This window comes from Nesterenkonia maliinae, assembly GCF_051262655.1.
Lineage (GTDB): Bacteria > Actinomycetota > Actinomycetes > Actinomycetales > Micrococcaceae > Nesterenkonia.
This window is the reverse complement of record NZ_JBIMEY010000002.1, coordinates 270,441-296,188: the sequence shown is the minus strand read 5'-3', so window position 1 is coordinate 296,188 and position 25,748 is coordinate 270,441. Positions and strand designations below refer to the sequence as shown.

The following is a 25,748-nucleotide window of genomic DNA, read 5'->3' as shown; positions in this document are numbered from 1 at the left end:
TTCACACCTAGTTTTCTCCGCGCCGTTTTCACCCGCGTCGTCTTTCACCCGCCGAATTCATGCACGGGCGCGCCGGAGGCGTCGACGCGGCGGGTGAAGACCTGACCCGCGAGCGGCTCTGCCGCGGCGTCAGCATTCTCCTTGGAGGTGGTCACAAACAGCGTCGATCCGTCCTTGCCGCCGAAGGTGCATGACGTGGGATTGGTGACCGGGAGTGAGAGGACCTCCGTGAGCGTGCCGTCTGGCGCGTAGCGGTGAACTGCCGCGCCGCCCCACATCGCAACCCAGAGACAGCCTTCGCTGTCAAGCGCCATACCGTCCGGCGCACCGTGCCCCTCCGGGATCGAGACGTAGATCCGTGAGGTGCCGAACTCCCCGGTCGAGGGGTCTACTTCGTAGGCACGGATCTCTCGATGCATCGTGTCCGCATGCAGCGCGGTGTGCCCGCCTTCGATCCACACCAGTCCATTGGGGATTGAGACTCCCTCAAGGGCCCGGTGCACCCTCAGGTCAGGATCGAGGCGATAGAGCACCCCTGCTCCGCGGCTGGCCTCGTAGGCCATCGACCCGCAATATAGCCGACCCGCCGGATCGCAGCTGCCCTCGTTCATGCGCAGGCCACCATCGTCGAACGCCGTCACGTACTGTTCGGGTCTGAAGTCCTCACCGAGGAGGCGGAAGCCTCGTTCGACCGCCACCACGTATCCTCCGGCGCGGCGACCTCTCATCATGGCGACCAGCGCCGAGAGATGCGTTCGCGTGGTGTCTGGGCCCTCCAGGGTGACGATGTCACCGGTGTACATGTCGACGTAACGGAACACGCCGGCTCCCGCGTCCCAGTAGCCGCCCTCGCCGTGGAACACCGTCGGATCCCCCGACCAGCTTCCGCGATGCTCAAACTCAGAGCCAGCCACCGTCGACCACCCAGTTCTGCGCCGTGCACCTGGAAGAATCATCCGCCGCGAGCCAGAGGACCATCCGCGCCACATCCTCCGGAAAAAGCTTTTCGGTCAGACACTGACTCGCCTCGATGTGCGCCGTCGCCTCCGGAGTCACCCACTGTTCCAGCTGCCGCTGAGTCATCACCCACCCGGGGATCACGCAGTTGACTCGGATGCGCTGAGGCCCAAGGTCTCGGGCGAGAGCGCGCGTCAGCCCCTCGATGCCGGCCTTCGCGGTGATGTAACCGACGAGGTCGGGGAGATCGATGTGCGCGCTGATGGACCCGAGGTTGATGATCGAGCCGCCTCCAGCCTCATCCATCATGGATGCCACCGCACGTGCTCCGAAGACATGGTGTCTCAGATTCACCGCCTGGCGGTCGTCCCATTCTTCGACATCGAGGTCGGCGAGCGTATGGCGCATATCGTGAGCCGCGTTGTTGATGAGAACCGTGATCGGGCCGAGCTCCGCCGCGACGTGCGTGATCGCCGCCTCCAGCTGCGGGATCTCCCTGACATCGCACTGGATGAATCGTGCCGCGTCGCCGAGATCCGCGAGGAGAGCCTCTCCCCTCTCCTCGTCCACGTCGATAAAACCGACTCGGGCCCCCTGCGCGACGAATTGGCGGACGAACTCCTCGCCCAACCCACTGGCGCCACCGCTGATGAAAACCGTCCGCCCCGCGAGGCTGGGGTATGTCGCGTATGTCATGGGTTGACTCCCTCCGGGACGATGACCGATCTGCCGACGGCACCCTGTGCGAGCGCGTCGAACGCCACGGTCACGTCCTCGAGTGCGTACCGGGCCCCGATGAGCTCATCCAGCGGGAGCTCCCCCGAGCGGTACAGCTCAAAGATCACGGGAAGGTCTATGGCAGGTGTCGACGAGCCGTACAGCGAGCCCACGACGCGCTTCTGCCGCTGGACGAGCTCGTTGATCGGAATCTCGAACGTCTGTCCCACCGCACCCAGACCAACCGCGACGGCGGTGCCACGAGGTCTCAGCATCTGCACGGCGTCACGCAGAGTATCGGGACGCCCGATGGCCTCGATCACCCATGCCGCTCCCCCACCGGTGAGCTCGAGAACCGCCTCAACCACGTCCCGATCGCGGCTGTTGATCGTCGCCGTCGCTCCGAGCCGCGTGGCGAGCTCCAGCTTGCCGTCGTCGATGTCGACCGCGATGAGCGGCCGAGCCCCGGCCAGCCGCGCACCCATCACAGCCGCGAGCCCTACGCCACCCGCGCCCAGCACCACGACGGGGTCACCCAGGCAACCCCCAATGACGTTGCGGGTGACACCGACCCCGGTGATCACGGCGCAGCCGGCGATCGCTGCCACCTCTGCTGAGATGTCCTCGGGCACCGGGACGACGCTGCGCTCGTGGACGACCACCTTCTCCGAGAAGCAGGAAACTCCCATCAGGTGATGGATGGGGCCGTTCTCGTCGGACATTCGGATCGAACCGTCGATCAGACCGCCCGTGCGGGCCTGAACCGCTGCCGATGTGCACATGACCGAGGCTCCGGACATGCACTGCACGCAGCGCCCGCAGTTCGGGCGCCAGAGAAGCGCGACCCGGTCACCGACGCTGATCGCGCCGCTCGTCCGCGACCCGACGGCGATGACCCGCCCTGCACCCTCGTGGCCGGGGACCAGAGGAAGAGGTGCGCGGAGCCCGCCCCGCAGGTAGTGCAGGTCTGAGTGACAGACTCCCGCGGCCTCGATCTCCACCAGGAGCTCTTCATCGCCTGGCTCAGAGAGCTGGATCTGCTCGACGCGCATTGGCTGGTCGATCTCCCGCAGCACAGCGGCATTGACCGTGTAGGACATTTCAGAAGTTCCATTCGTCAGTGGGAATCGCGCATCACGGCAGGGCCGGTCGCGCCTGTCAGAAAGTCGAGGTCGGCACCGGTATCCGCCTGTTGGACGTGATCGATGTAGAGCTGTTCCCAACCACGCTTCGGCGATGCATACGCGGCCTTCAGCTGCGTCGGAGGGGTGCGTCGTCGAAGCTCCTCCTCGGGGACCAGCAGCGTGAGCCCCCTGGCCTCCACGTCCATCTCGATGAGATCCCCGTCCTGGACCAGAGCAAGCGGACCGCCGGCGGCGGCCTCGGGTGCCACGTGGAGCACCACCGTGCCGTATGCGGTGCCGCTCATGCGACCGTCGCAGATGCGCACCATGTCTCGCACACCCTTCTCCAGCAGCCGGCGCGGCAGCGGCATGTTCGCCACCTCCGGCATGCCGGGGTAGCCGCGCGGGCCGCAGCCCCGCAGGACAAGCACCGAATTCTCATCCACGACCAGATCTGGATCGTCGATGCGCGCCCTCATGTCCTCCACGGAATCGAAGACCACGGCCGGACCGCGATGACGCAGGAGCTGTGCGCTCGCGGCGGCCGGCTTGATGATGGCTCCGGACGGTGCCAGATTGCCCCGCAGCACGACGATGCCGGCGTCGGGCTGGAGCGGCTCCTGCGCGGTCCGGATCACGTCACGATCCCACACTGCTTCTACCGGCAGCTCATCCACCAGCCGCCTACCCGAGACGGTCACAGTGCTCGGGTTGAGCAGATGCCTGACCTCGTTCAGGACGGCGAGGAAGCCACCCGCGCGGAACAGGTCCTCCATCAGGTACTCGCCCGCCGGCTGGAGATTCACCAGCAGCGGCACTCCATCGCCGATCCTGTCGAAGTCATCGAGCGAAAGTTCGACACCGAGCCGACCTGCGATCGCCAGCAGATGGACCACGGCATTGGTGGACCCACCGATGGCAGCCAGTGCCACAATGGCATTGTGGAAAGCACCTTCCGTCATGATGTCCGCAGGGGTAGTCTCCTGCCCGACCAGTTCCACGATCCTGCGCCCGCTCGCGTGAGAGAGCTCGAGCAGACGGCTGTCGGGAGCGGGAGTGCCGGCGACACCCGGCAGCGACATCCCGAGCGCCTCAGCCATGAAGGCCATGGTCGAGGCCGTGCCCATCGTGTTGCAGTGCCCGCGGCTGCGGATCATCGAAGATTCGGTCGAGCGGAACTCAGCGTCCGAGAGCCCACCCGCACGGACCTCCTCACTGAGCTTCCACACGCCAGTGCCGCACCCCAGGGGTCGACCCCTGAACGATCCGTTGAGCATCGGGCCCCCGGGGACCACGATCGCCGGAATGCCCACCGAGGCCGCAGCCATGAGCAGCGCGGGGATAGTCTTGTCACACCCCCCAAGCAGGACAACCCCGTCGACGGGATTGGCACGCAGCAGCTCTTCAGCGGCCATCGCCGCCATGTTGCGCCACAGCATCGCAGTGGTGCGCACAGTGGTCTCCCCGAGCGACACCATCGGCAGGTTATAAGGAATACCTCCGGCCTCGTAGATGCCGTTCTTAACACTCTGCGCCACCTCATCCAGATGGGCATTGCAGGGAGTGAGATCCGAGGCGGTGTTCGCGATGGCGATGTTCGGGCGTCCGTCGAAGGCGTGGTCGGGAACACCCCGGCGCATCCACGCTCGGTGGAGATAGGCATTGCGGTCAGAGCCGCCATAAAACTCCGCACTGCGGCTCATGCGCCGTCCCCATCGTTGGTCCGCGACTCCAGCACGACGTCCCGTTCAACCGCACCCTGTTCAAGCCGGAGGTTCGCGGAGCCCCGGGCCCCCTCCAAGAGATAGTCCCCCGCAAAGCCCTGAACTTGAAGCACCCCGGCGGCGTCCGCGACGAGGCTTTCCTCGGGGTGCCACCAATCTTCTTTGATCAAGGAACGCAGGGCATCGAACGCAGGCTTCCTGCTGCCATCCGCACGCAGAAGCCCTGAAGGAGCACCGAGCCATGAGCCGTGGTCGGTCATTCCCCAATACGTCAGCGACTCTGCGGCGGGATGAGAGAAGACCGTCTTAAAATGCCTCGCGATCTCCTCAGCCTGACGCTCCTCGCCCGCCGGCGTAGAGGGCCATTCATCCACGATGTAGTCGTTGAGGTCACCGATATGTCCCGGCATGAGCTCCCCCGAGACCAGCGTCGTCTCGGTCATCTGCAGCGGGAGACCGAACCGGGCAAAACGTTCCATGACGTTCCAGATCTGCTCCTCCCCCCGATACCCCTTGTGCATGTGACTCTGAAGCCCAATCGCATCGATCTGTATTCCTGCCTCAAGGCACTCTTCGATCAGCTGCTCATAGGACTCCGAGAGATCGAAGTCATTGAGCACCAGACGCGCCGAGGGATTGGCCTCCCGAGCCACCTCGAAGGCCATCTTGACCATCCCGAGGCGGCCCTTGGACTGCGCGAGCCTGGTGACCGCGTTGTTCTCCGCGGTGAAGACCGGAAGGATGACGGCCTCGTTGATCGCGTCCCACAGATCGATGGTTCCGGTGAAGCCAGACACGAGCTGCCGGATCCGCTCGCGAATGGCCGACTCCACCCCGGCGTCGTCGAGCTCCAGCAACCAGGCCGGGGCCAGGGTGTGCCAGAGCAGCGGATGCCCCTTGACGGACACTCCGCGCTTCGTGAACCACTGCGCGGTGCGCCTCATTCTTTCAGTGTCTCGGTGGCCAGGTTCGGGCTCGAACCCCCGCCAGTAGAACGGCAGGGTCGCCATGTTGAAGAGCTCAAGCCAGTCCTGCGCCAGGGCGTCCGGGTCCGGGGCGAGCGCGCCACCGAAGAATTCGATTACGCGGTGTGAATCCGTCGGGGGTGCACCGCCCACCCATTCAATGAAGTCAAAGCCGATGTTTCCGAAGCCGAAGGCATGTCCGCTCTGGCGCACATTCACCCGCGCGCCGGGCAGCGGCTGACCAGCGGCGTCTGTGATCCGGATGCGTGCATCGCTGTGCCTGTGGGTCAGGTCGGTCATTGCACGACCTCGCTCCCGCGATCCCGGTCCCCACGCGCACCCGGATACCAGTCCTGCAACGTGTTCTCCGAGATGGCGATGAAGACATCATCGGGCCGCACGCCTTCGGCTTCGAGACGACGCGCGACGGAACGGAAGGCCTCGGCCTTCGTCGCGTCGTCGTACATCTTCACCATGAGGATCCGCACGTACACCACGTCGCGGCGCTCGCCGCCGAGATAGTTCGGATCCGCGATGAGATGACCGGCCGGCAGCGGGTGAATGACCTGGAATCGATCGGCTGCGTCCATGCCGAGTCCAGCGACGAGGCCCTCATGCACGGCGTCCGCATAGGCGAGGCGCTTATCGGCCGGGACGGTTTCTGAGACTTCTATAGTGATGAGGGGCATCAGGCCCATACCTCCTTTTCGACGCGGACATCGGCGCCGGTTCTGGCGGACTCCACGATCGCGAGTCCTAGAATGTGGTCCTGGCACGCGTCGGCCAGGCTGTATGAATCGGACGCCTCGTCTCGGGCCCATGCGCCGGTGCGCTCAAGGAACGAGGCGACGGCGATGTCGTCCTCCGAGAGCCGGGTGCCGACCCAAGGATTCAGGTAGACCATCCGGCCCTCGAACGACACAGAGACGACCTCGTTCCCTTCCAGGTTCATGTCGATCCCGGTCCGTCGGTACGACACCGGGGAAATGATGACGCCCTCGTCTGTCAATCGGGTCACGGTGTCATCGACGATCTCGCCACGCTCGCCGCGGAGTACCAGACGCCGCGCAAGCAGCGGGTTCCACCATTGGTTGTCGACGAAGTTGTAGAGACCCATCCGCCCGTCCCCGAAGTCGAGCGTCGCGATCGTGGTGTTCCGTGGTCGGGGCTCGACGTCCGAGGACCAACCGCCGAAGGAGAGCGGATCCGCCAGAGGTGCGGTGAAGGCGCGGGCATTGACTGTCGCCTTCTCCATACCGGCCCCCAGGTAGGCACGCATGAGCGCCGTAGCATGATAGAGGTGCGTCGAAGCGACCTCGACGGAGTTCACCCGCCCGATGGCGTCGGATCCGACGATAGCGAGACGCGCGGCGTGGCCCGGCATCAGCATGTACTGCTCGGCCACCTGCACCCGGTTCGTATGGCCCACCGCTGCCCACAGGGATCGCAGGCCATCGGCATCCGGTGCCGGTGGGGTCTCCGCGAGAACTCGGGCGCCCCGTTCGACGAGATCGGTCACAACATCCGGCATCGCTGGCCAGGGCACGGATGCGATCACGAATTCCGGGGCCGCTGCCATGAGCTCGTCTAGGGAACGGACGACAGGCACATCCCAACGAGCCATCCGCTCAGCGGACTCCTGCGACCTCGCATAGACTGCGACCACTTCGAGCCGGTCCGGCGCGGCTTTCGCCATCCGAATATGAAACTCGGAGCGCCAGCCGGTGCCGACGATTGCATACTTCACTGGATTGGACAATGTGTACCCTTCTTGTTGAACGACGAGCGGTGGAGCCTCATACCTGGCTCATGCCTCCGTCTACGATCAGTTCCACCCCGGCGATGAAACTGGATTCCGCACTCGCGAGGAAAGTGACCGCGGACGCGACCTCCTCCGGCCGCCCGACACGTCGGAGCGGCACCATGGCGGCGACCTTCTGCTCTATCTCTTTGGAGCCGCCGGTGAACTGGTCGAAACCTACGGTCGCTGTCGGACCGGGGCTCACCGCATTGGCGCGGATCCCGCGTTCTCCGAGTTCGGACGTGAGCGTCCGGGCAAGAGAGCGCACGGCCGCCTTCGTGGCGTTGTAGACCGAATGCCCCCGGCTTCCGTTGCTGGCTCCGATGGAGGAGACGAGCACGATCCGTCCGCCGTCCGCCATGCGGGAGGCGAGTTTCTGCAGAAGGATGTAGGTGCCACGGAAGTTGAGGTCGGTTACGTAGTCGAAGTCCTCCGGTGTGGTGTCGGCGAGATTCTTCGCGTCGACATCGCGTCCGGCATTGGCGACCAGTACGTCCACGTCTCGTCCGGTGGCCTCGATCTCGGCGACTAGCCGACCCAGATCGCCGAGATCACTTCCATCTGCACGCAGCACCCGCGCCCGATCACCCCAGGCACGCTGCGCCTCGTCGATGCGCTCGGGGCTCATTCCGGTCACGATGACTTCGGCACCTTCAGCGAGGAAGCGTTCCACGACGGCGCGGCCGATTCCCGAGGTACCGGCCGTCACGACGGCGAGTTGGCCTTGAAGCAGTGGCCCGCTCACTTGAGGGCTCCCGCAGACAGGCCCCGCTCGAACGTGCGCTGAAGCAACAGGTACGCAAGGATCATCGGTATCGACGTGATCACTGCGGCAGCGAGGATGCCGGTCTGATCGTTTGTGTACTGACCAAGGAAATACGAAGGCAACAGTGTGACCACCTGTTTGCTCGGATCGTTCAGCATCAGCATCGGCAACAGATACGCGTTCCAGCTGTTGATGAGTGTCAGGATCACCACCGCTCCGGCGATTGGCCGAGTCAGTGGCAGCACGATGTGCCAGAACACCCTCACCACATTGGCTCCGTCAATGCGTCCGGCCTCCATCAGCTCGGTGGGCACCCCGGCGAAGAAGCTGCGCGCGAGGAGCACGGTGAAGGGCACCTGCAGGGCGGCAAGGGGCAGGATGACGGCGATGAGTTCGTTGTAGAGGTCGAAGGTCGATGCGGTGACGAACAGCGGGGTCAGCAACACCGCTTCGGGTACGGTGAGGGCGATAAGCAGCATCCAGAACCAGACTTCCTTGCCCCGGATCCTTAATTTCGCGAAACCGAAGGCCGCCAGCATGGTGAACACGTAGACGATGACGATGGCGCAGCCGGCAACGATGATGCTGTTGCGGAAGTATGTCGGCACCACTCCGGTGTCGAACACCTTGACGTAGTTGTCGAATCCTCGTCCCGCGAGTGAGCCTTGCACCATGGCCAGCAGGGGAAGCAGGTAGGGGATGGCTATGAGGGTAGCGAGCACCTGTAGTGCGATGCGGGAACGTAAACTTCTGATCTCGAACATGATTCAGGCCCCTTCACTCTGACGATTGCCCAGACGCGTGAGCAAGCCGCCGACGATGGCGAGTACCAGCAGCGCCACCGAGATGGACGCTGCGTACCCGAACTCTTTTTGCTCGACCATCGTTTGGTAGATATACGTCCCGAGGAACTCCGTCGCGTGGTTCGGGCCGCCATTAGCGATCAGCCACGGCACGTCGAACGTCTTGAGTGAACCGATGACTCCGAGCGTGGCCAACGCGATTGTTGTACCGCGGCACAGGGGCCAGATGATGGACCCCAGTGTCCTGAGGTTGCCCGCTCCGTCGATGCGTGCGGCTTCGAGGATCTGTGGATCGATCTGGCTCATCGCAGCGTAGAAAAGGATGAATGAGAGTCCGGTCCACTGCCAGATGGTCACGGCCATCACAACGGCCATTGCGGTGAGATCCTCTGCCAACCATGGGCGGGCGAGCGATCCGAGGCCCATGGACTCAAGAACCCCGTTGAGGCTGCCATTGGCGTCGAAGATGACGCGAAAGACGGGGGCCATGATCGCGGGGGCCAGGACGTTCGGCACGAAGATGACGACCTTGTAGATCGGCGCAAGGTATATCTGGGAATGCATGATGGCCGCGAACGTGAACGATATCGCGGTCTGCACCGTGAAGGTCACGACGAAGAAGATGGCGGTGTGCCACATCGCTCTCCAGAAGACCTCGTCCTGCACCATGCGCACATAGTTGTCGGCACCGACGAACTCGGACGGGCTGAGGATGAAGCCGGTCCAATTGAGCATCGACATCCACCCGGTGTATCCGATGGAGAAGTAGATCATCCCGATCACTAGAACGAGTGCGGGAAGGATCCACGGCAGTCCGCTCCCGTAGAGGTTATGTCGCCTTCCTGCCTTCCGCCTGCGGCGATTCTTTCCTGTGGGAGGAAGGACGCCAACCTCTTCCAGAGATGAGTCAACGGTCGATCCGAGCGACTCGATTAGAAGGCTTGACCGTCCTTTGACGGTCACAATCTCGTCACTGCTCCTCATCGTTGACCGCCTGCAGCGTGGCGAGTCCGTCCTCGGCGGATTCCTGTCCGCGTGCTACCCCGATGAGGACCTCCTGGAACGCGTCGTTGAGGGCAGCGTCGACCGTGGCGAAACGGGGTTCGGTTGATACCGAGGCCCGCTCGGTCAGGTCCTGCAGAGCCTCAAGCTGAGCCTCAGGATCGACAAGTTCGATGTCCTCCCATTCCGGCTGAATGCCCGTCAGCGACGGGATGTCATTGAGCGTGTTGGCCACCGCCTGCTGACCCGTCTCGGACGTGCCCAGCCAGAGCGCGAATGTCGTCGCGGCGGCCTGCTGATCGGACTGACCATTGACTGCGAGCCCATAGTCGGCATCCCCAAAGTAGTTGCCTGTGTTGCCCGTCCCGGCGACATCAGGGAAATCAATCGGCACCATGGTGAAAGGTTCAGGATCGGAGACACCCGCGGCTTCCATCGCACTGACCATGGTGTCGCGCACTGTGTACTGCGTGTACCACGTACCCATCATCACCATCGCGTAGTCGCCGGACATGAATGCGTTATTCGCTTCCGGGTACTGCTGCAATCCGACGGCGCCGTCCTGCATGATTCCGTCGTCGAAGAGCGACTTCCAGATCTCCATCCCCTCGATGAACTGCGGCGACGTGTAGGACGCTTCACCCTTGGAGGCTTTCGCATAGAGCCCGGGCTCGATGTTCTCCATGATGGCTTCGAAGGTGTCCATGTCGAACGCCCCGTTCCCCGCCCCCTGCACAAAGCACCCCTGGCCTTCGGCTTCGAGTGTTTCGCACACTTCTTTCCATTCATCGAGCGTGGTCGGGGGCTCAAGCCCGTACTCGTCAAAGATGTCTTGGTTGATCCAGAGGCTGCCCGAGTACACGGAGCCAGCAGACAGCCCGACGACCTTGTCGTCGACCGTCAATCCCTCGACGCCGGCTGTCGCGAGCTGGTCCTCCCAATCGTCACCCAGCTCTTCCGTCACGGCGGGCCTGAGGTCGATCGCGCCGGCCTGGAATGTATCTACTCCACCGTTGGCGGACCCTGGAGCGACGTTGAAGACGTCGGGCCCGTCGCTCGAGGTGATCGCGGGACTTAGAACGGCGTCGTAGCCCGAGATCGGCTTTGAGACGAACTCGACATCGATGTCGGGATACTCCTCGTTGAAGGCTTCGATCAGCGAGTCGGCGAGAGGCTTATCCGGCGTCCAGCCCCACCAGGTGATGTTCCCGGATGTTGCGGAACCCTCAACCTCCCCCGAAGCCTCGTTGGAGCACGATGTGAGCGCAACGAGGGAGACCGCAGCGAGTGCACCTACCCCTGCTCTCTGCCAAGAATGAATGTTTCGCGACATGAAATCCTCCTCCGTGCGCTCTGCAATGAGCGAGTTGATCGCGGCCACACCGCCGCAATTTGCTTGCGAGTTGCCAGTAGACTGGACTTTACGCAACTTGCACTGCAAGTTGTGATGCACGTTACACTAGGAGCACAGTCACGAACGTGTCAATACCTAAAATCAAAGACTCCAGGAGGTCGCGTGGGCGAACGAACTGCTACCTTGGCGGAAATCGCAGGCGAGGCTGGCGTTTCAGTGCCCACCGTCTCCCGCGTCCTGAATGGTCGCCCCGGAATCTCAGAGAAGACGCGTGTCGAGGTCGAGCGCCTACTTGAGTTGCGAGGTTACGAACGTCGAAAGCCCCGCCGCGAGACTCCGCTCATTGATTTCGTGACCGTGGGGCTCGAGACGCAGTGGTCACTGCAGCTCCTGCGAGGAGCACAAGCCGAAGCCGCACGGGCCGGCGCAGATTTCGTCGTCACTGCGACTGAGGGACTGCCAGCAGGCGCCCCTGACTGGCTGGAACGGTTGCGATCCCGCGGCTCCGACGGGATCGTCGTCGTGGTCTCAGAACTTGAACAAGATGCCCGCGAGGAACTCTCGCGTCTCCAGGTCCCAGTTGTACTGATCGACCCCGTGGGAACCGACACGGAGTCCTATGTGACGGTGGCGGCGGCAGACTGGCTTGGGGCCCGCGATGCCACGCAACACCTGCTAGACCTAGGTCACGAGAGAATTGGCTTCGTAACTGGTCCGCTTCACCTCGAGTGCCATGCAGATCGGCTGGACGGTTATTATTCGGCGCTTGGCCGCCGCGGAATCTCCAGAAATCCTGATCTCGTGCGAGTTGGCGACTCCCTCGTGGCGGGAGGGGAGACCTTCGGAGGAGAGCTACTCGATCTGGAGGAACGCCCGACCGCGATCCTCAGCGGGTCCGACGAACAGGCGTACGGGATCTACCTCGCGGCCCGCAACAGAGGCCTGAGTATTCCGGAAGACCTCTCGGTGGTAGGTTTCGACGACGTCGACCTGGCTCGCTGGGTTTCACCGCAGCTCACGACCGTCCACCAGCCTCTGACCGGCATGGCAGCCACCGCAACGCGCCTCGTCTTGGCTCTCTCCCGGGGTGAAGAAGTGTCGAACCGTCGCGTGCAGCTCGCATCCGAACTCGTCGTTCGCGATTCCACCGCGCCTCCACGCGCAGTAGCATCACCGAATCCAGAGCCAACCAAAGTCACCCATAGCCCTGTCTGACTCAAACAAGGAGCACGCTGTCCCATTCGCGCTCGAGTAAGAGTCAGGCTCTATCAGGGGTTGCTACGGAATGACCTCGGCTGACGTTGTTCCAGGTCAGCTCTGTGCTTAGTTGTAAATGGTTCGCGCCGTATGGCTCGGAGTATACGGAATAGATCCGGAACTCGGCCCAGTCTCCATCATTCGAACCCGGAGCCGGTTTCTAAACCGTTTTCCACTCGCTATCGTTGCCGTCCACCGCACCTCTCACTCTATCGAAGCTTGCAGGCGAACCAGCCAGCTGCGACCAAGACTCTGATCTCCGGAGCACGGGATGCGCTAGTTGGTTTTGACCCGCAGGGGCAGCAGTTTGAGCAGTGTCGTGTTCTCAGCGGAGTCGAGGACGGAGTGCTGAGTGCAGGTGGGAACGAGCCGGCCGGTCTCCGGCTGGCTCAACGCCCCGAGCCGCTCTTGGGCCTCCCACACTGCTGGCTCATCACTGATCTGTCCCTGCTCCATCAAGGCCCAAGCCGGCGCCACCACGGAGGCGTCCATAAAGTTATGCGCCACGAACGACTTGAGGGTGAGGGTCTTGCCGCTCCAAGCCCGCCACAGTGCACGAGCACCACCGGCGCGTGCCACGATGCGTTGGGCCATTCCGAGGACCTCAGGTACACCCCCTGGATACCGCAGTACTGCGTGCAGGACGCGGACCGTGAGCAAGCAACGACTCTGGCCCCGAAGAACATGCCTTCGTGGTGCTTCAGGAGCCGGTCACGTCCCGCGGTGTCTGCAGGAACGTCCGGGGCGATCATCGGCAAGGGCAACGGTTCCGCGATCGGGACCTTGGTGGAGCGCGGCACCAACTACACGATGCTCATCCATCTACCAGATGGTTATAGGGGGGAGCAGATGCGTGACGCGCTCAGCGCGAAGATCAAGGCTCTGCCTGAAGCGTTGCGTGATTCGCTGACCTGGGACCAATGGATCGAGATGCGGGGTTGGAAGACGGTGAAGATCGATGCCGGGATTGGGATCTTCTTCTGCGATCCACACCCTCCTTGGCAGCGTGGGATCAACGAGAACACCAATCGGCTCTTGCGCCAGTATTTTCCGAAGGGCACGGACCTCGGCATCCACAGCGAAGCGAAACTGGACTGGCTAGCCCAAGAACTCAATAATCGACCACGGAAAAGACTAGGGTTTCAGAAGCCGATCGAACTGATCGAAGACCTCTGTCGCAATGACCGCCGGAATCCACCGTCGCGCTTCTGCACCGGAGTCCGCACAGCATCGCCACTTCTGGAGAAACCTTGATTGAACCGAATGAACCACCATACGACGACGATTTGACGAAGTCGTTCGACCTTAGGGAGGCCTTCCTTGCGAAACAGGAAGCACTCAGCATGGCGCTTCAAGTCACGGCCAGATTCACGCAACATGGCACCACCATCGGTGATGCTAGTGAGGCCAACTGGACGAGGATGCTCAGAGAGTTCCTGCCTGGCCGCTATGGCATAGGACCAGCGTTCGCCGTCGATAGTCGTGGTCGTCAGAGCCAACAAATCGACGTCGCCGTCTATGACCGACAATATGCACCGCTTTGGTTCAGCACTCCTGCCGGAGCACTTGTCGTACCCGTTGAGAGCATGTATGCCGCCTTTGAAGTAAAACCCGAGATCAACAAACCCCTGGCCGACTACGCAGCGGAAAAGATAGCGAGTGTCCGGGCACTGCATCGAACGAGCGCTCCAATCACACACGCGGGCGGGGTCTACCCCGCGCAAGACCCTTCCGAAAAGCCCATCCTGGGTGGGCTCCTAGCTGTTCGCTCGGGTTGGACCGACATAACGGGGCAGGCCGCCGTGCAGGCACTGATCGCCCGGAATGATGACCACCGGATCGATATTGGCATTGCCTTAGACGCGCTTTCGTTCAATATTGATGAGGGACAGATCACCTACAGTGAGTCAGGAACTCAACTCATCTATTTTGCGATGCGCCTGTTCGAGCGGCTTCGCGCTCTGGGGACAGCGCTAGCGATCGAGATGACAGAGTATGAGAGCAACATTCAGCCTCCCAACTAGGGTGCTGCGTTCGGAATCTAGAGAATCTCGCTAACAACGCTTCGACATTCAAGGGGAACCCCGAGGTTCAGACGTCATTTGGTGGTTATCGAATCGCGGAAGAGTGTTCGTGGACGCACCTCTCTGCGCCTGAATGTGTCCATAGTCACACCTATACTTCTTTTCAACTCGTAGTAAGGAGGGGTCATGGGTATTTTCGAAGTGTTTGATGATTTCCAGCAAAGCGTCAACGCAAACCCGCAGCAGGTGCAGATCGCACGCCACCGGCGAGCGAAGTTCAGGGAAGGACTCTTGTCTGCCCCAAATGTAGCGGAGGTCGTGGATTCCGGATCTTTGGCGCGGAGCACACAGCTTGCTCCCATTCACGACGTGGACCTAATTGCCGTATTTGAACCAGATAATGACTCGGAGTGGGGTCAGGACGGGCCCTCGTCCTCGGACGCACTCGATACCGTTCACGATTTGGTCCGAACGACCCTGGCGGACCCAGGTGGATCGCACTCCGAATTGGTTCGTCTGGCCAAGCCGCGGAACCGAGCGGTCAAGTGCTTCGTCGACAACCCGGACGCCGAGCACCCATTCACCGTCGATGTTATGCCCGCTCTACGCAACCAGGATGGAACTCTGCTTCTTCCTAGCAAACGAGAACAACGGTGGACGACAGCTAACCCTGAATTCTTGATCCGAAGAGTTCAAGAGCAGCAGGACACTTGGCGTGAGTACCGCTCCATGGTTCGCGTTCTCAAGCACTGGCGCAAGAATTGCGGTACCAGCGTGAAGTCTCTTGTGATGGAGGCTCTTGCATTGGATTACCTACCGTTGCAAACCAATCGTCCGAATGCCTTGCGCCAATTCTTCGTCGCTGCTTCCTACAACGTTTTGGGCGGGGTGCGGGATCCCGCTGGATTCTGCGGCGAGATTCAGCCGAATCTCGATTTGTCCGCCTTGCAGCAAGCCCTCAGTGACGCGGGGGACAAGTCCACACTTGCCATCGAAGCATCTGGTCGAGGCGATGACATCGCGGCGCAGTGGCATTGGAAGAGCGTCTTCGGCGAGGACTTTCCCACTCCGCCACGAAAATCCCCCGTTCCCGCCGTGGCCGCGCCTCCGATTAGGGATGCCCCTCAAGGTGCCCGTTAGCGCAAAGTGGTGGCTCTACGACGAGAATCGCCTCGAAGCAGACGTCGCCGAGATCACTACTCACTTCCCGGACCTGGAGCCGTTCAGCGAGGAAGGACCGGGAGGGGGCTGGTTCGGCCGGCTGCCGTTGTGGCCATTCCATCGTCCCGCCCCGGTGGACTTTTCAGACGATACGGCGGGGCTCGGCATCGTGTTGGCGTTTCCACCGTCCTACCCGATGGCAATGCCTAGGATTCTGCCGATTGACCCTGAGCCTGAGTTCATGGAACGGACGCAGCACCGTTGGCACGTCAATGGTGATGGTTCATTGTGCCTGCTGCAGGCCCAGCGTGCCTGGACAGGACGAGAGACGGTTACTGATCTGCTGTTGAAAGCTGCCGGCTGGCGATTGGAGTATCAACTAGTCCGAGAAGGCGTCTACCCCGGGATGTCTGCGACCGGAATTGTCACCGACACCTCCCGCGACGGAGCGATAGCCGCCTACTTTGGAGCTTCCGAATGACAACTCAAGAAGTCCTACTTGTTCCAGCAGCCGTCCGCAGGTTCGTTGAGAATCTAAGCGGAGAGTATGGCAAATTCACTCTCCGCTGGTCGGAGCCCGCCCAATGTGGAGCGATCATCGCAGCCAGTGCCGGCAACGCAGATCTCACGCCTTTTCCCGTGCAAGACCATTTTTTGCAGTTCGCTGATTCAGGGCCCGCTGGGCGATGGTTCGTCGGCACCGCTGAGCACGTGGGAATTTGGCGCGACGCGGCAGGACGCGGAGGGGCTATCCCGATTAGAGAGATGCGTGATCGGCTACCCGGTGTGTTATTCCAAGTCGGCTCTCGCCTCAAGTACTACGCGATTATCGTCTCCAAACTCAATGATGTGCCACCCATTTGGACTGGGTGGATAGTCACGTCGGACGAGGTGACACCGATGCAAATAGATGTCGAACGCGACGACGAAGGTCTGTCTACGTTGGGCAGTCGATGGCCTCTCGACAGTCTTCGTCAATCACATGTCGCCGTCATCGGAGTGGGTAGCATCGGATCGGCGGCGGCGACATCCCTTGCCGATCACGGTGTCGGCTCACTAACCCTCATCGATCCGGACAGGTTAGAATTCCACAACCTCGTCCGTCACCAACTCGGCCGCGCCGACGTTGGCAAGTACAAGGCTCCGGCGCTGGCGGACGCCATCCGCCAGAGCCACCCCACAACCTCTATCAACGCCACGAAGGACGACGTCGTCTGGAACACCGAGGCGGTTCGCTCCGCGCTCAGGGATGTAGACGTCGTCGTCGGAGCTACCGACGGGGTTGTTCCTCGTCGCACCATAATCCATACCGCCCGTCGGCTGAAGAAGACGGTGCTACTGGCGTGTGTACTCATGGATGGCGCTCTCGGCGAGATCATGCGTTTCAGGCCCGTAAGCTCACATGGCTGCCTTGAGTGTCGCCGTCGTACACACCCGGACCTGTTCACACTCGATGACTCACTCGAAATGCCCTATGGAACCGGTACAGATCATCTTCCAATGACGGCTGTGGGTACCGACTTAGAGCTTGTAGGCCGACTTCTGTCTAAGGCCACCGTGGCTACAATCCTTGAGCCGGTGGGTATGGCCGATCAGCGTCTTGCGGGGGAAACTGCAATCGTCGGGCTTCGCCCCACCGGAAACGCCCCCGCCCCATACGACGTGACCCGGACAGGCGAAGTCCGATGGCTTCCCGCTGAACCCCCGCAACCAGGATGCCCAACATGCGACCCACCAGTATGACTATCAAAGTCATATCGTCCGCCCTTGCCACTATGCGTGAAGAGATCGCGCTTACACCACCGCATCTCGAGACTGGAGGAATCTTGCTCGGCACACTTGAACCGTGGAATGTCACTGTGGCTGGACATGCTGGTCCCGGGGCAGTCCGGACACCAGCATTCTTCCTCCGCGACCTCGAGTACGCGCAACAGATGGCCGCCGTTGAATTCGAACGTTCTGGAGCGATCTGGATCGGCGAATGGCACACTCATCCCAGCGGGCCGCAACATCCCAGTGCCACGGATCTTGATACTTACCAAAACCTTCAATACCAAGCCAGGGGGCCGCTCCGCGCCGGTGTAATTTCAATCATCATCACGACTTGCAACGGGTGCCTGAACCTCACTGCTTGGTCCTGCGTAAACCGAACCGCTACGCAACTGCACGTGGAGGAATCGTGACGCAAAAAAGACTCGTCCCTGCACCCTGGTCTGCCCCAGGTTCCGAGGAGTTCAGATTTCGTGGATTCTGTATGTCCTGAGCACAGGAGGAACAGATGGGACGAAGAGGCTACCCCGCGGAGTTCCGGCGACGAGTGTTGGACCTGCTCCATGCTGGGCGCAGCGTTGCGAGCATCGCCCACGACCTACAGATCAGCGATCAGACGATCTACGCCTGGCGCCGACAAGACCGGATCGACCGTGGCGAGATCCCCGGGCTGAGCACTGCGGAGAACGCTGAACTGCGCGCGGCAAAGAAAAGGATCGTTGAGCTGGAGCTGCAGCTGGCCGTCACGACGAAGGCGGTGGAGGTGCTCAAAGCCGAGGCCAGCCCAAAAGGCGACACGCGGCGGTCGAGCTGATCGCCGCGCAAAACCTGCCAGTCCAGGTTGCCTGTCGGGTCCTCGGAGTGGCGGAGTCTAGCTACTACGCCCAACGCCGCCGACCACCGTCCGAGAGAGCGATCCGCCACGAATGGCCCGCCGGCGTCATCTCCCAGGTCCACGCGGCGTCTCACGGCCGCTACGGGGTGCGACGAGTCCACGCTGAGATCACTATGGGGCGAGGCATCACCGTCGGGTACCAGCAGATAGAGCTCCTGATGCGCCGGGCTGGATTCAGAGGTTTGACCGGGCGGCGCAAGTGGCGACGGATCCTGCCCGATCAGATCGCCACAGACTTGGTTCAACGCGGGTTCACGCGCCATGAGCCGAACCGATTGTGGGTCACCGATCTCACCGAGCATCGCACGCGTGAAGGCAAGCTCTTCTGCTGCGTCGTTCTAGACACGTTCTCCCGTCGGGTCGTGGGCTGGTCAATCGATTCCTCCCCAACTGCGGCACTGGCCACCAACGCTCTGGGAATGGCCATCGAAAGCCGGCTCGGCTCGAATCCAACGCCAGGCACGATCATTCACTCGGACCAAGGGGTGCAGTTCGGTTCCTGGGCCTTCACCTCCCGGGCCAAGGCCGCTGGCCTGCTTCCTTCGATGGGCTCGGTCGGAGACTGCTACGACAACTCCGTGATCGAAGCATTCTGGTCCAGGATGCAGGTCGAACTTCTAGATACCCGCATCTGGAACACTCGTGTGGAACTGGCCAACGCAATCTTCGAATACCTCGAGATCTGGCACAACCGCCAGCGTCGTCACGGCCGTCTCGGCTGGGTCACGCCCATAGAATATGAACGCAATCGGATCATCACCGCGGTATGAGAACCAAGAAATCCTGACGCCATCAAACTCAGGACGGACCAGATCAAGTACATGGAGGAGTTGCACGGCAGCACGATGATGCGCGGGAAGAAGCAGTGGAGCCCCCATGAGAGGTCGCTTCGCGATCTACATGGACGCGCTGGTTGCCATAGAGCAATCCCATGTGAAGGTGCACATTCAGGGCATCGACGCCAAGGTCTTCAACAAACCGATCTGGTAAACGCCTTAGGGTCTGAAGCTTCGTCAGTGTGGAGGGCGCGCGCGACGGTGGCAACGTCCTGCGCTCGCGCGAGATGTTCGTTGAGTTCGCTCACGAGTCCAGCGTAAATCCGTAATGCCGCGAGCGACCAGTCCCCATCCTCTAACAGGGCCGTTGCGCGCTGACGAGCGACTCCTCATTCGGCAGGCGAGTGCGTCCCGGCTCGCGGCGGATAGATGCCACATGCAATGGTTACCGCTCACTCCCTCCGGCAGAACTGCCTCCCTATTGGACTCGGGCGAGAGGCGGGTTGGGTGTGCCCCGCGGGTTGGGTGGAACTCCAGTGTTGGCGTGGCGATCGTCGCCGTCGTAAGGACCGTTGCCTTTAGTCATCGACTGGATCTTCTTACCTGGGTGGCCCACATGGTAGTGGGGTTGCTCGCTATGATCAGGGTATGCGTACCCGCATTCATAGACTGGCGTCTGACCCCTCACGGGGTTCTTCTTGAACAGTTCGAACATGCTGGACCTTCTCACGGTGATGTGCGCGTTCTCTCTCGAACGTACAGGCAAGCGCTGTTTAATCATCTTCCCAGAGACATTGGTCCGTGTGGTGACGGGTCCGTCGTTCGGGGAGGTTACGAACTATCGAGGTTTAAGAGGACAGCCCTAGATCGCGTGAACGACCGGCAGCTCGTCCCAATGCGTTGTGTATCGAGGACTCCGCATCTCTCGGCGCATCTCCCACGCAGGACCCGTCTTCAACCCCGCTGCACCGAGACCGATAGCCGGTTGATCGAGCTTCGCACGGATCGACTCGATCAATGGCCCGATCCCGCGGTCCTCGTGCGTGTTCGCAAACACGTCGAAGGTCGGTTCCAACCCAGTCTTTCGAAGATCTGTCACGACCACCCCAGCCCGGGCGTAACGCACTCCCTCGTGGATCTTCGGCAGAATTGCTTTCACCGCTCGCGTCAAGATCACTGGGTCCGCCGTGGCGCTGGGCAACTTGATCGTCACCGATGGCCCGTGCGCGCCATCAGTGTTGAAGTGACTCGTCATCGCCCACACCGTCACGAGCTTGGCCTGACGATGATGTTTCTGCAGCCGAGCCGAGGCCCGCTGGGCATAGATTCCGAGCACCTGCTCCATCGTGGCCCGAGTGGTCACCGGCTCAGAGAAGGAGCGGGAGAAGATCAGTTGGTCCTTGATCTCTGTGGCTTCCTCGAAGGGCAGACACGGCACCCCACGCAGCTCCAAGACCACGCGCATCATGACGATGCTGAACCGGTCCCGAATCATCACCGGATCCGCGTTGCGTAGCTGCTGGATCGTCTCGATGCCCATTGCGTTGAACCGCTTCGCCATGCGGCCAGCGATCCCCCAGACCTCATCCACTGGGAGGTTGGAGAGCAGCTGCTCGCGATGCTGCTCGGGCACGGATTCCCAGACACACACCCCACCTAGATGGTCGAGCTTCTTCGCTGCCCGGTTGCTCAACTTGGCCAAGACTTTCGTGCGCCCGATCCCAACGCACACCGGCAGACCCAGATGCTTCCAGAGGCGGTCCTTGACCATTCTGGCCCAGCTCAGAAGCTCAGGCAGAGTGCCGCGGACCTTCACGAACGCCTCATCGATCGAGTACTGCGCCACCTCCGGCGCGCACTCCTGCAAGACCGAAATAAAGCGATCCGACATCTGGCCGTAGAGCTCATAGTTCGAGGACTTCGCCACCAGGTTCAGCCGTTCGGCCGAGGCTGCGAGCTTGAACCACGGCTCCCCCAGCGGGATGCCCAGTGCTTTCGCTTCTTTGCTGAGCGCGACGCAGCAACCGTCGTTGTTTGAGAGCACCACTACGGGCCGGTCCCGGAGTTTCGGGTCAAAGACTCGCTCGGCCGAGACGTAGAAGCTGTTGACATCGATGAGGCCTATGAAGTCACGGCCCTCGGGCTCAGCGAAATTGGCTACACGTTGTGGATGCACTTGATGACGACTCCCCAGATCTCGAGTTCAGAGAGCTCCTGAACCTCGATCGGGGGGTAGGAAGGGTTCTCCGCTTGGAGCACCACTCCCCCATGGACGAGCCTCAGCCGCTTCACGGTCATTTCACCGTCGAGAATAGCGACCACCACGGACATGTCCCCCGCGGTCAGCGAACGATCCACGATCAGTTCATCACCGTCACTGATCCCCGCACCTTCCATCGAGTCACCAGAGACCCGGACAAGGAAAGTGCTGTTGAGATCTCGGATGAGGTACTCAGAGAGGTTGATTGGAGCTGTCTCGTAATCCTGGGCCGGGGACGGATAGCCAGCAGCCACAGACTCAGGAGCCCGCAAGAGGCCCCGAGCTACGTCGGTCTCATCGAGACTCTGGATCTGTTCGATACGCATGGAAGCCTCAGTATCTATCGAACATAGCTTCGATAGCAACGCGGCGGAAACGCGACGGTAAGAGAATCATGGGTTGGCCTATTTGAACCCGTCGCCGGACTCCCCTAGTCGCAGGTCACACGCGAACTGGGCCACCAGCAAGAAGATCGGCTTAGAGGTCACGCACGTCACATTGCGCGGTGTGAAAAGGCCGCCACGTATTGATGCGAATGTCATGGTGAGCGATGGTTTTACGGGCACGCAACTGCGGCAGCTCTCGATCTTCGCTCCTCGCTGGCAACCAGAACATCGTTTCTAGGTCGGCATTGTTGAACTCGCTTCCGGTACTGATCGCCCGCTACGGGGCATTCCCCGACTGTAGGGTGTGTGCATAAACATCCACAGGAAAGAGGAACGCATGCGTCGGAATGCACTTATTGCTGGTCTGGCGTCACTCACGCTCGTCCTGGGAGCCTGTGGAGATGACGGGGAGGAGCGCGCCCAGACCATAGACCCTCCCCCTTCAGAAGCTCCCGACGGTGAGACGGAAAACGCTCCGGAACCCGCGCCTGAGTCGGAGCACCTCGACGTCGAGTCGGCGCTGCTGACCCTGGAGGACATGCCCACAGGCTGGACAGAAGAGTCAGATGACGCTTCGAGTGACACAGATGACGATGCGGCCCTGTGTGACGTGGAGCTGATAGGAGACGCTGAAGCCGTTGATGATGCAAGCGCCGAATTCTCCGCGGGTGACTTCGGGCCTCTTCTTAGCCACACGGTTGCGGTATTTGACGACGATGAAGCGGAACAAGCGCTTGAGGCGTTCACGGAGGCTCTCAGCAACTGCAACGAGTGGACTGAAGAGTCTGAAGATGGACCGTTAACGTTTCGTCCAGCTCCACTGTCTTTTCCCTCCTTCGGCGATGACACCCTCGCCATCCGCTTCAATGTGGCGAGCGAAATGGTCGACATGACCATGGACATGATCGCGTGGCGGCAAGCTAACACCATCAATCTCATCGCGGTTGCTGAGGTCTTCGGAACACCGGACGCTGAGCAGACCGAGGAATTCGTAACGGTGGCGGATGAGCGTATCGCTTCGCTTCTCTAGCCCGCGGTTTGTACTCAACGCAGGTGCTGGTGCCGTTCCAGCAATCACCAACACCTCGAGGCCCTGGGGCCTGCCGCACGATCGGTCATCGAGATGTTAACCTGTCGGCTCCCTGACTGAGACATCACGCCGCCAGTAATATCAACGTATGCCGTATAAGCCCGTCGTCCCTGAAGGTCAACACCTCGGCACGTCACGCAACGTTGATGGTGCTGTCACAGGCCATCTATTCGACAACGAGACGAACGAGCTCAGAGGACACGCCGCCTGGGAATGGGTTGACGAATCCAACAATGAGCACTCGTGGGAGCCCGAGCCCTACGACTCCTCAGAATCGACACCAGAGGAGGATAGCGAATGGATCGAACTCATCGCTACACTCATCATGGCCGGGACCGCTACGGCCGTCATCGCGGCAACCCCACGCATCAAGCGTTGGTGGACTGAAATGGCCTCGCCGCTCCTGCGAGCTGCATGGGAACGGGTCAGCGCGGTCGTCGGCAAGACGAGCAACCGGGCAGACACTGTCAAGCCTTCGGCCATGCCAAGTACGGAGTTGATGACAACTACTCGGGCCTTGGAGCGTGCCGTCGTAGAATCCAGAATCAAAATGCGGAGTAGCGAGTGGGAACAACGATTCCGGGCGATGCTTGCCGCCGGAGTTTTCAAAGATGAGCAGCTATGGATCCTATCCAACGCGAAAATTGAAGATGACCACACCCTTGAGTCGAAGAGCCCTAAGACTCAACTAACGCCTCAACAGTTTGTGGATCGTATCAAGGTCATGCTCGAGACCAATCCCCTGTTGCTAGACGAAGCGACTTCCGCTGAGTTGATTCGAGTTTTCGGCGCGCCGATGACGCCAGAGAAGCCAGAGAAGCCAGGGGAAGAAGACCATGATCCGGCGGCACACACAGTGCCTCCCCATGAGAACGTGGAGATGCTCAGCGATAGTCCCCGCGCGCTTGGAGATGACAAAGAGACTAAGGATTAATTCGGGATCATGGAGGGACTAACAGGCTTGAGTTTTCCCGCCATTCATAGGGCAGCGGGTAGCTCAGCCGACCTCCAAAGAGTTCTCACCCTCGGATAGCGGTTCAATGTGCGCATAGAACATGAAGTGCGGGTCCCGTTTCCTTCTTCGTGTAGCACTGAAATCCGCGTCCTCGGAAAAAGCGACTTTGGGCTGTCGCCAACTCTGGATTGTCTCCGGAGTCTCAGTCCGCAACCACGAACGCAATCGCTCCAGAACCGGCTCTGTTGCTTGATCGACGATGTTCTCCATCGCGGCGATCAAGGCGGCGAAGTGTTCCGCGAAGGCAAGGGGCATCGGATGAGTGAGTGTTATCCCCACGACGTCACGACCCTGGCCTTCATCATTGAGGATGGCCAGCGGCAGGGGCATGACCAGTTCAGATTGGGAGTGAGCCACAGCGGTGTTGCGGTACTTCCGGATGGTGTCGTGCACGGATAGCAGCTCGAGCGGTACGGGCGGAATCTCAGACATCTGATCGAGGCGCGCCTGGACGTTTGAAGTGATGAACGGACGAATATAAGCAGTGACCGCATGCGAGGTCAGGGGTTCCCAAAGTTCGGACCCTTCACCGAGGCTGAAGGCGCCCTTCAAAGCGTTGGCCGCCTCCGACAGGTCGTTGGCATGACTGGTTAGGTCGGTCAGCAGCCGCGAATCTGCTGAGTCGGGCAGGAGCGCGATCCGAGGTGGTGAGATGGTCATTGAGGTACTGCTCCTCGCTCTAGTGACGGACCAGGAGAAGGCCCAATGCGATTCTTTCTAACCCTCAGGATCTGGCGCACGAGGTAGCCGTTCCAAAACACCTCGCTAAGCACATCACTTTCCATAGGATCATGATCTCCGTAGCTCCGCGGTGCCGGCTTCGAACCAGCGCAACGGGCTAAAGCGTGGAAAACCCGGGGGCTTCACTTCCGCCTTGGATTGGGAGCAGCGGTCCACGTCCCAATTTGCCGACTCCACCGACAAGGCTGCCATCGCTCTCCGGCGGGCTCGATGGTACCCCCTCCAACTACTCGAAGAAGTCCTCATCGATCTCGACCACGTCGTAGGACTTTTTCACCTGGACGCCGACGCCGTACTTGATCATGAGCTCTGCTAGACGTCGTCCGTCGATGAGGACGATTCTTGTCGGGACGGCGTTCGCGTAGTCGCGGGCTCCCTGCGTGAACCTGCTAGAGGTGATGAAGACGCCACGATGTGCTCCGAATCCATGAAGTGCACCCATGAATGCCTGGATTGACTCGCGGCCCACGGAGTTTCCGTCGGCGTAGCGTTTCGCCTGGACGTAGATCTGGTCCAGGCCTAGCGCATCCTGATCGATCACACCGTCCACACCGCCGTCACCGCTTCCACCAATACGTTTTCCGCGCTGTTCTGCACCTCCATAGCCCATTGCCAGTAGGACGCTCACGACCGCGTCTTCGAAGAAGGTGGGGTTGCTTTCCCGGAGTCGACGCAGCAGCTCTTCTGCCACGTTCTCCTTGAGCTGCGCGACCCCAAATTCGACCTGCTCTATGGGGTCGAGGCCGGTGATCTCAGAAATGGGCGTGGGGGTCGAACTAATGCTGCCTGCTCGTGGGGTGTCCGGCCAGTAGTCTTTGAACAACCGGTCGGCTTCGCTGAAACTCAGTGATGCGTTCGGGTTCTCCAGGAACCAAGACCGCCCCGGCTCGGTAATGCGGTAGACGGCACGTTGTGGACGTTCGACCCACCCTGCCTTATAGAGATTCGTCAGAGCCCAACCGACCCGGTTATCAGCACGACCATCGCCTGCGGCGAGAGTTTCCTTCCGCGCTTCCTCGGAAAGCTCTGCGGCATCCAGTACGCGTTCTACTAGATTCCTGCGGGGCACTGCCCCACCTGAATTGAGCACTCGCAGAACGTGGGGCAGGAAGTGTGGCCAGATCGGAACATTGGACTCTGCAGGCAATTCGCTCATCGTT

The 25,748-nt window shown here is 61.2% G+C and carries 26 protein-coding genes and 1 pseudogene; 11 read left to right on the top strand and 16 right to left on the bottom strand.

What is annotated here, in order from left to right:
• Nucleotides 1–44 precede the first annotated feature (44 nt).
• The 11 genes from ACHAA4_RS05855 to ACHAA4_RS05805 all read right to left on the bottom strand — a co-directional run bounded on the left by ACHAA4_RS05855 (nucleotide 45) and on the right by ACHAA4_RS05805 (nucleotide 11,240).
• Nucleotides 45–914 (bottom strand): SMP-30/gluconolactonase/LRE family protein, encoded by an 870-nt coding sequence (locus tag ACHAA4_RS05855; RefSeq protein ID WP_435773252.1) that lies wholly within the window; start codon nucleotides 912–914, stop codon nucleotides 45–47.
• Nucleotides 901–1,653 (bottom strand): SDR family NAD(P)-dependent oxidoreductase, encoded by a 753-nt coding sequence (locus ACHAA4_RS05850; protein ID WP_435773251.1) that lies wholly within the window; start codon nucleotides 1,651–1,653, stop codon nucleotides 901–903. Before ACHAA4_RS05850 ends, ACHAA4_RS05855 begins: the two co-directional genes overlap by 14 nt.
• Nucleotides 1,650–2,774, bottom strand: a complete 1,125-nt coding sequence (locus ACHAA4_RS05845; protein ID WP_435773250.1) for a zinc-binding dehydrogenase — start codon at nucleotides 2,772–2,774, stop codon at nucleotides 1,650–1,652. Before ACHAA4_RS05845 ends, ACHAA4_RS05850 begins: the two co-directional genes overlap by 4 nt.
• A 17-nt stretch (nucleotides 2,775–2,791) precedes the next feature.
• Nucleotides 2,792–4,501: an IlvD/Edd family dehydratase gene (locus ACHAA4_RS05840; RefSeq protein WP_435773249.1), complete on the bottom strand. Its 1,710-nt coding sequence runs from the start codon at nucleotides 4,499–4,501 to the stop codon at nucleotides 2,792–2,794.
• Nucleotides 4,498–5,787 carry an endo-1,4-beta-xylanase gene (locus ACHAA4_RS05835; protein ID WP_435773248.1) on the bottom strand — a complete coding sequence of 430 codons (1,290 nt, stop codon included), beginning with the start codon at nucleotides 5,785–5,787 and terminating at the stop codon, nucleotides 4,498–4,500. Before ACHAA4_RS05835 ends, ACHAA4_RS05840 begins: the two co-directional genes overlap by 4 nt.
• A complete protein-coding gene (locus ACHAA4_RS05830; RefSeq protein ID WP_435773247.1) occupies nucleotides 5,784–6,176 on the bottom strand; it encodes a tautomerase family protein in 393 nt (130 codons plus the stop codon). Before ACHAA4_RS05830 ends, ACHAA4_RS05835 begins: the two co-directional genes overlap by 4 nt.
• Nucleotides 6,176–7,234 (bottom strand): Gfo/Idh/MocA family protein, encoded by a 1,059-nt coding sequence (locus ACHAA4_RS05825; RefSeq protein WP_435773456.1) that lies wholly within the window; start codon nucleotides 7,232–7,234, stop codon nucleotides 6,176–6,178. Before ACHAA4_RS05825 ends, ACHAA4_RS05830 begins: the two co-directional genes overlap by 1 nt.
• Before the next feature lie 49 nt (nucleotides 7,235–7,283).
• On the bottom strand, nucleotides 7,284–7,997 hold the full coding sequence (locus ACHAA4_RS05820; RefSeq protein WP_435773246.1) for an SDR family NAD(P)-dependent oxidoreductase: 714 nt from the start codon (nucleotides 7,995–7,997) through the stop codon (nucleotides 7,284–7,286).
• 32 nt (nucleotides 7,998–8,029) lie between these two features.
• Nucleotides 8,030–8,818, bottom strand: coding sequence for a carbohydrate ABC transporter permease (locus tag ACHAA4_RS05815; protein ID WP_435773245.1), 789 nt, complete (start codon nucleotides 8,816–8,818; stop codon nucleotides 8,030–8,032).
• A 3-nt stretch (nucleotides 8,819–8,821) separates the two neighbouring features.
• Complete coding sequence (locus ACHAA4_RS05810) at nucleotides 8,822–9,631, bottom strand: carbohydrate ABC transporter permease (RefSeq protein ID WP_435773244.1); 810 nt, start codon at nucleotides 9,629–9,631, stop codon at nucleotides 8,822–8,824.
• A 196-nt stretch (nucleotides 9,632–9,827) separates the two neighbouring features.
• Complete coding sequence (locus ACHAA4_RS05805) at nucleotides 9,828–11,240, bottom strand: ABC transporter substrate-binding protein (RefSeq protein WP_435773243.1); 1,413 nt, start codon at nucleotides 11,238–11,240, stop codon at nucleotides 9,828–9,830.
• Between the two features lie 135 nt (nucleotides 11,241–11,375).
• Here ACHAA4_RS05805 and ACHAA4_RS05800 point away from each other — a divergent pair, with 135 nt between their 5' ends.
• The gene (locus ACHAA4_RS05800; RefSeq protein WP_435773242.1) at nucleotides 11,376–12,428 is read left to right on the top strand and encodes a LacI family DNA-binding transcriptional regulator; all 1,053 of its coding nucleotides are present in this window, start codon (nucleotides 11,376–11,378) and stop codon (nucleotides 12,426–12,428) included.
• A gap of 318 nt (nucleotides 12,429–12,746) precedes the next feature.
• On the opposite strand, the gene ACHAA4_RS05795 is transcribed toward ACHAA4_RS05800, so the two are convergent.
• The gene (locus tag ACHAA4_RS05795) at nucleotides 12,747–13,064 is read right to left on the bottom strand and encodes a hypothetical protein (RefSeq protein ID WP_435773241.1); all 318 of its coding nucleotides are present in this window, start codon (nucleotides 13,062–13,064) and stop codon (nucleotides 12,747–12,749) included.
• Nucleotides 13,065–13,217: 153 nt separating this feature from the next.
• Here ACHAA4_RS05795 and ACHAA4_RS05790 point away from each other — a divergent pair.
• The 8 genes and pseudogenes from ACHAA4_RS05790 to ACHAA4_RS05755 all read left to right on the top strand — a co-directional run.
• Nucleotides 13,218–13,643 (top strand): annotated as a pseudogene (locus ACHAA4_RS05790) (IS30 family transposase); the annotation flags it as partial.
• 77 nt (nucleotides 13,644–13,720) lie between these two features.
• Complete coding sequence (locus tag ACHAA4_RS05785) at nucleotides 13,721–14,494, top strand: DUF6602 domain-containing protein (protein ID WP_435773240.1); 774 nt, start codon at nucleotides 13,721–13,723, stop codon at nucleotides 14,492–14,494.
• A 186-nt stretch (nucleotides 14,495–14,680) separates the two neighbouring features.
• Nucleotides 14,681–15,634, top strand: coding sequence for an SMODS domain-containing nucleotidyltransferase (locus tag ACHAA4_RS05780; RefSeq protein WP_435773239.1), 954 nt, complete (start codon nucleotides 14,681–14,683; stop codon nucleotides 15,632–15,634).
• On the top strand, nucleotides 15,612–16,136 hold the full coding sequence (locus tag ACHAA4_RS05775; RefSeq protein ID WP_435773238.1) for a hypothetical protein: 525 nt from the start codon (nucleotides 15,612–15,614) through the stop codon (nucleotides 16,134–16,136). Before ACHAA4_RS05780 ends, ACHAA4_RS05775 begins: the two co-directional genes overlap by 23 nt.
• Nucleotides 16,133–17,398, top strand: a complete 1,266-nt coding sequence (locus tag ACHAA4_RS05770) for a HesA/MoeB/ThiF family protein (protein WP_435773237.1) — start codon at nucleotides 16,133–16,135, stop codon at nucleotides 17,396–17,398. The genes ACHAA4_RS05775 and ACHAA4_RS05770 overlap by 4 nt, the downstream gene beginning before the upstream one ends.
• Nucleotides 17,371–17,838, top strand: a complete 468-nt coding sequence (locus ACHAA4_RS05765) for a M67 family metallopeptidase (protein ID WP_435773236.1) — start codon at nucleotides 17,371–17,373, stop codon at nucleotides 17,836–17,838. Before ACHAA4_RS05770 ends, ACHAA4_RS05765 begins: the two co-directional genes overlap by 28 nt.
• A 95-nt stretch (nucleotides 17,839–17,933) precedes the next feature.
• Nucleotides 17,934–18,239 carry a transposase gene (locus ACHAA4_RS05760; RefSeq protein WP_435773235.1) on the top strand — a complete coding sequence of 102 codons (306 nt, stop codon included), beginning with the start codon at nucleotides 17,934–17,936 and terminating at the stop codon, nucleotides 18,237–18,239.
• Nucleotides 18,236–19,090, top strand: a complete 855-nt coding sequence (locus ACHAA4_RS05755; RefSeq protein ID WP_435773455.1) for an IS3 family transposase — start codon at nucleotides 18,236–18,238, stop codon at nucleotides 19,088–19,090. The genes ACHAA4_RS05760 and ACHAA4_RS05755 overlap by 4 nt, the downstream gene beginning before the upstream one ends.
• An 868-nt stretch (nucleotides 19,091–19,958) precedes the next feature.
• On the opposite strand, the gene ACHAA4_RS05750 is transcribed toward ACHAA4_RS05755, so the two are convergent.
• Together ACHAA4_RS05750 and ACHAA4_RS05745 are read right to left on the bottom strand one after the other, a co-directional pair.
• Nucleotides 19,959–21,272, bottom strand: coding sequence for a Y-family DNA polymerase (locus ACHAA4_RS05750; protein WP_435773234.1), 1,314 nt, complete (start codon nucleotides 21,270–21,272; stop codon nucleotides 19,959–19,961).
• Nucleotides 21,254–21,682: a LexA family protein gene (locus ACHAA4_RS05745; protein ID WP_435773233.1), complete on the bottom strand. Its 429-nt coding sequence runs from the start codon at nucleotides 21,680–21,682 to the stop codon at nucleotides 21,254–21,256. Before ACHAA4_RS05745 ends, ACHAA4_RS05750 begins: the two co-directional genes overlap by 19 nt.
• A gap of 397 nt (nucleotides 21,683–22,079) precedes the next feature.
• Here ACHAA4_RS05745 and ACHAA4_RS05740 point away from each other — a divergent pair, with 397 nt between their 5' ends.
• Both ACHAA4_RS05740 and ACHAA4_RS05735 read left to right on the top strand, forming a co-directional pair.
• A complete protein-coding gene (locus ACHAA4_RS05740) occupies nucleotides 22,080–22,772 on the top strand; it encodes a hypothetical protein (protein ID WP_435773232.1) in 693 nt (230 codons plus the stop codon).
• Nucleotides 22,773–22,920: 148 nt separating this feature from the next.
• The gene (locus ACHAA4_RS05735; RefSeq protein ID WP_435773231.1) at nucleotides 22,921–23,766 is read left to right on the top strand and encodes a hypothetical protein; all 846 of its coding nucleotides are present in this window, start codon (nucleotides 22,921–22,923) and stop codon (nucleotides 23,764–23,766) included.
• A 63-nt stretch (nucleotides 23,767–23,829) separates the two neighbouring features.
• Here ACHAA4_RS05735 and ACHAA4_RS05730 read toward each other — a convergent pair whose 3' ends face one another.
• Together ACHAA4_RS05730 and ACHAA4_RS05725 are read right to left on the bottom strand one after the other, a co-directional pair.
• On the bottom strand, nucleotides 23,830–24,507 hold the full coding sequence (locus tag ACHAA4_RS05730; RefSeq protein ID WP_435773230.1) for a hypothetical protein: 678 nt from the start codon (nucleotides 24,505–24,507) through the stop codon (nucleotides 23,830–23,832).
• Between the two features lie 307 nt (nucleotides 24,508–24,814).
• Entirely contained in the window at nucleotides 24,815–25,744 is a 930-nt protein-coding gene (locus tag ACHAA4_RS05725; RefSeq protein WP_435773229.1) for a restriction endonuclease, read from the bottom strand.
• Nucleotides 25,745–25,748 lie beyond the last annotated feature (4 nt).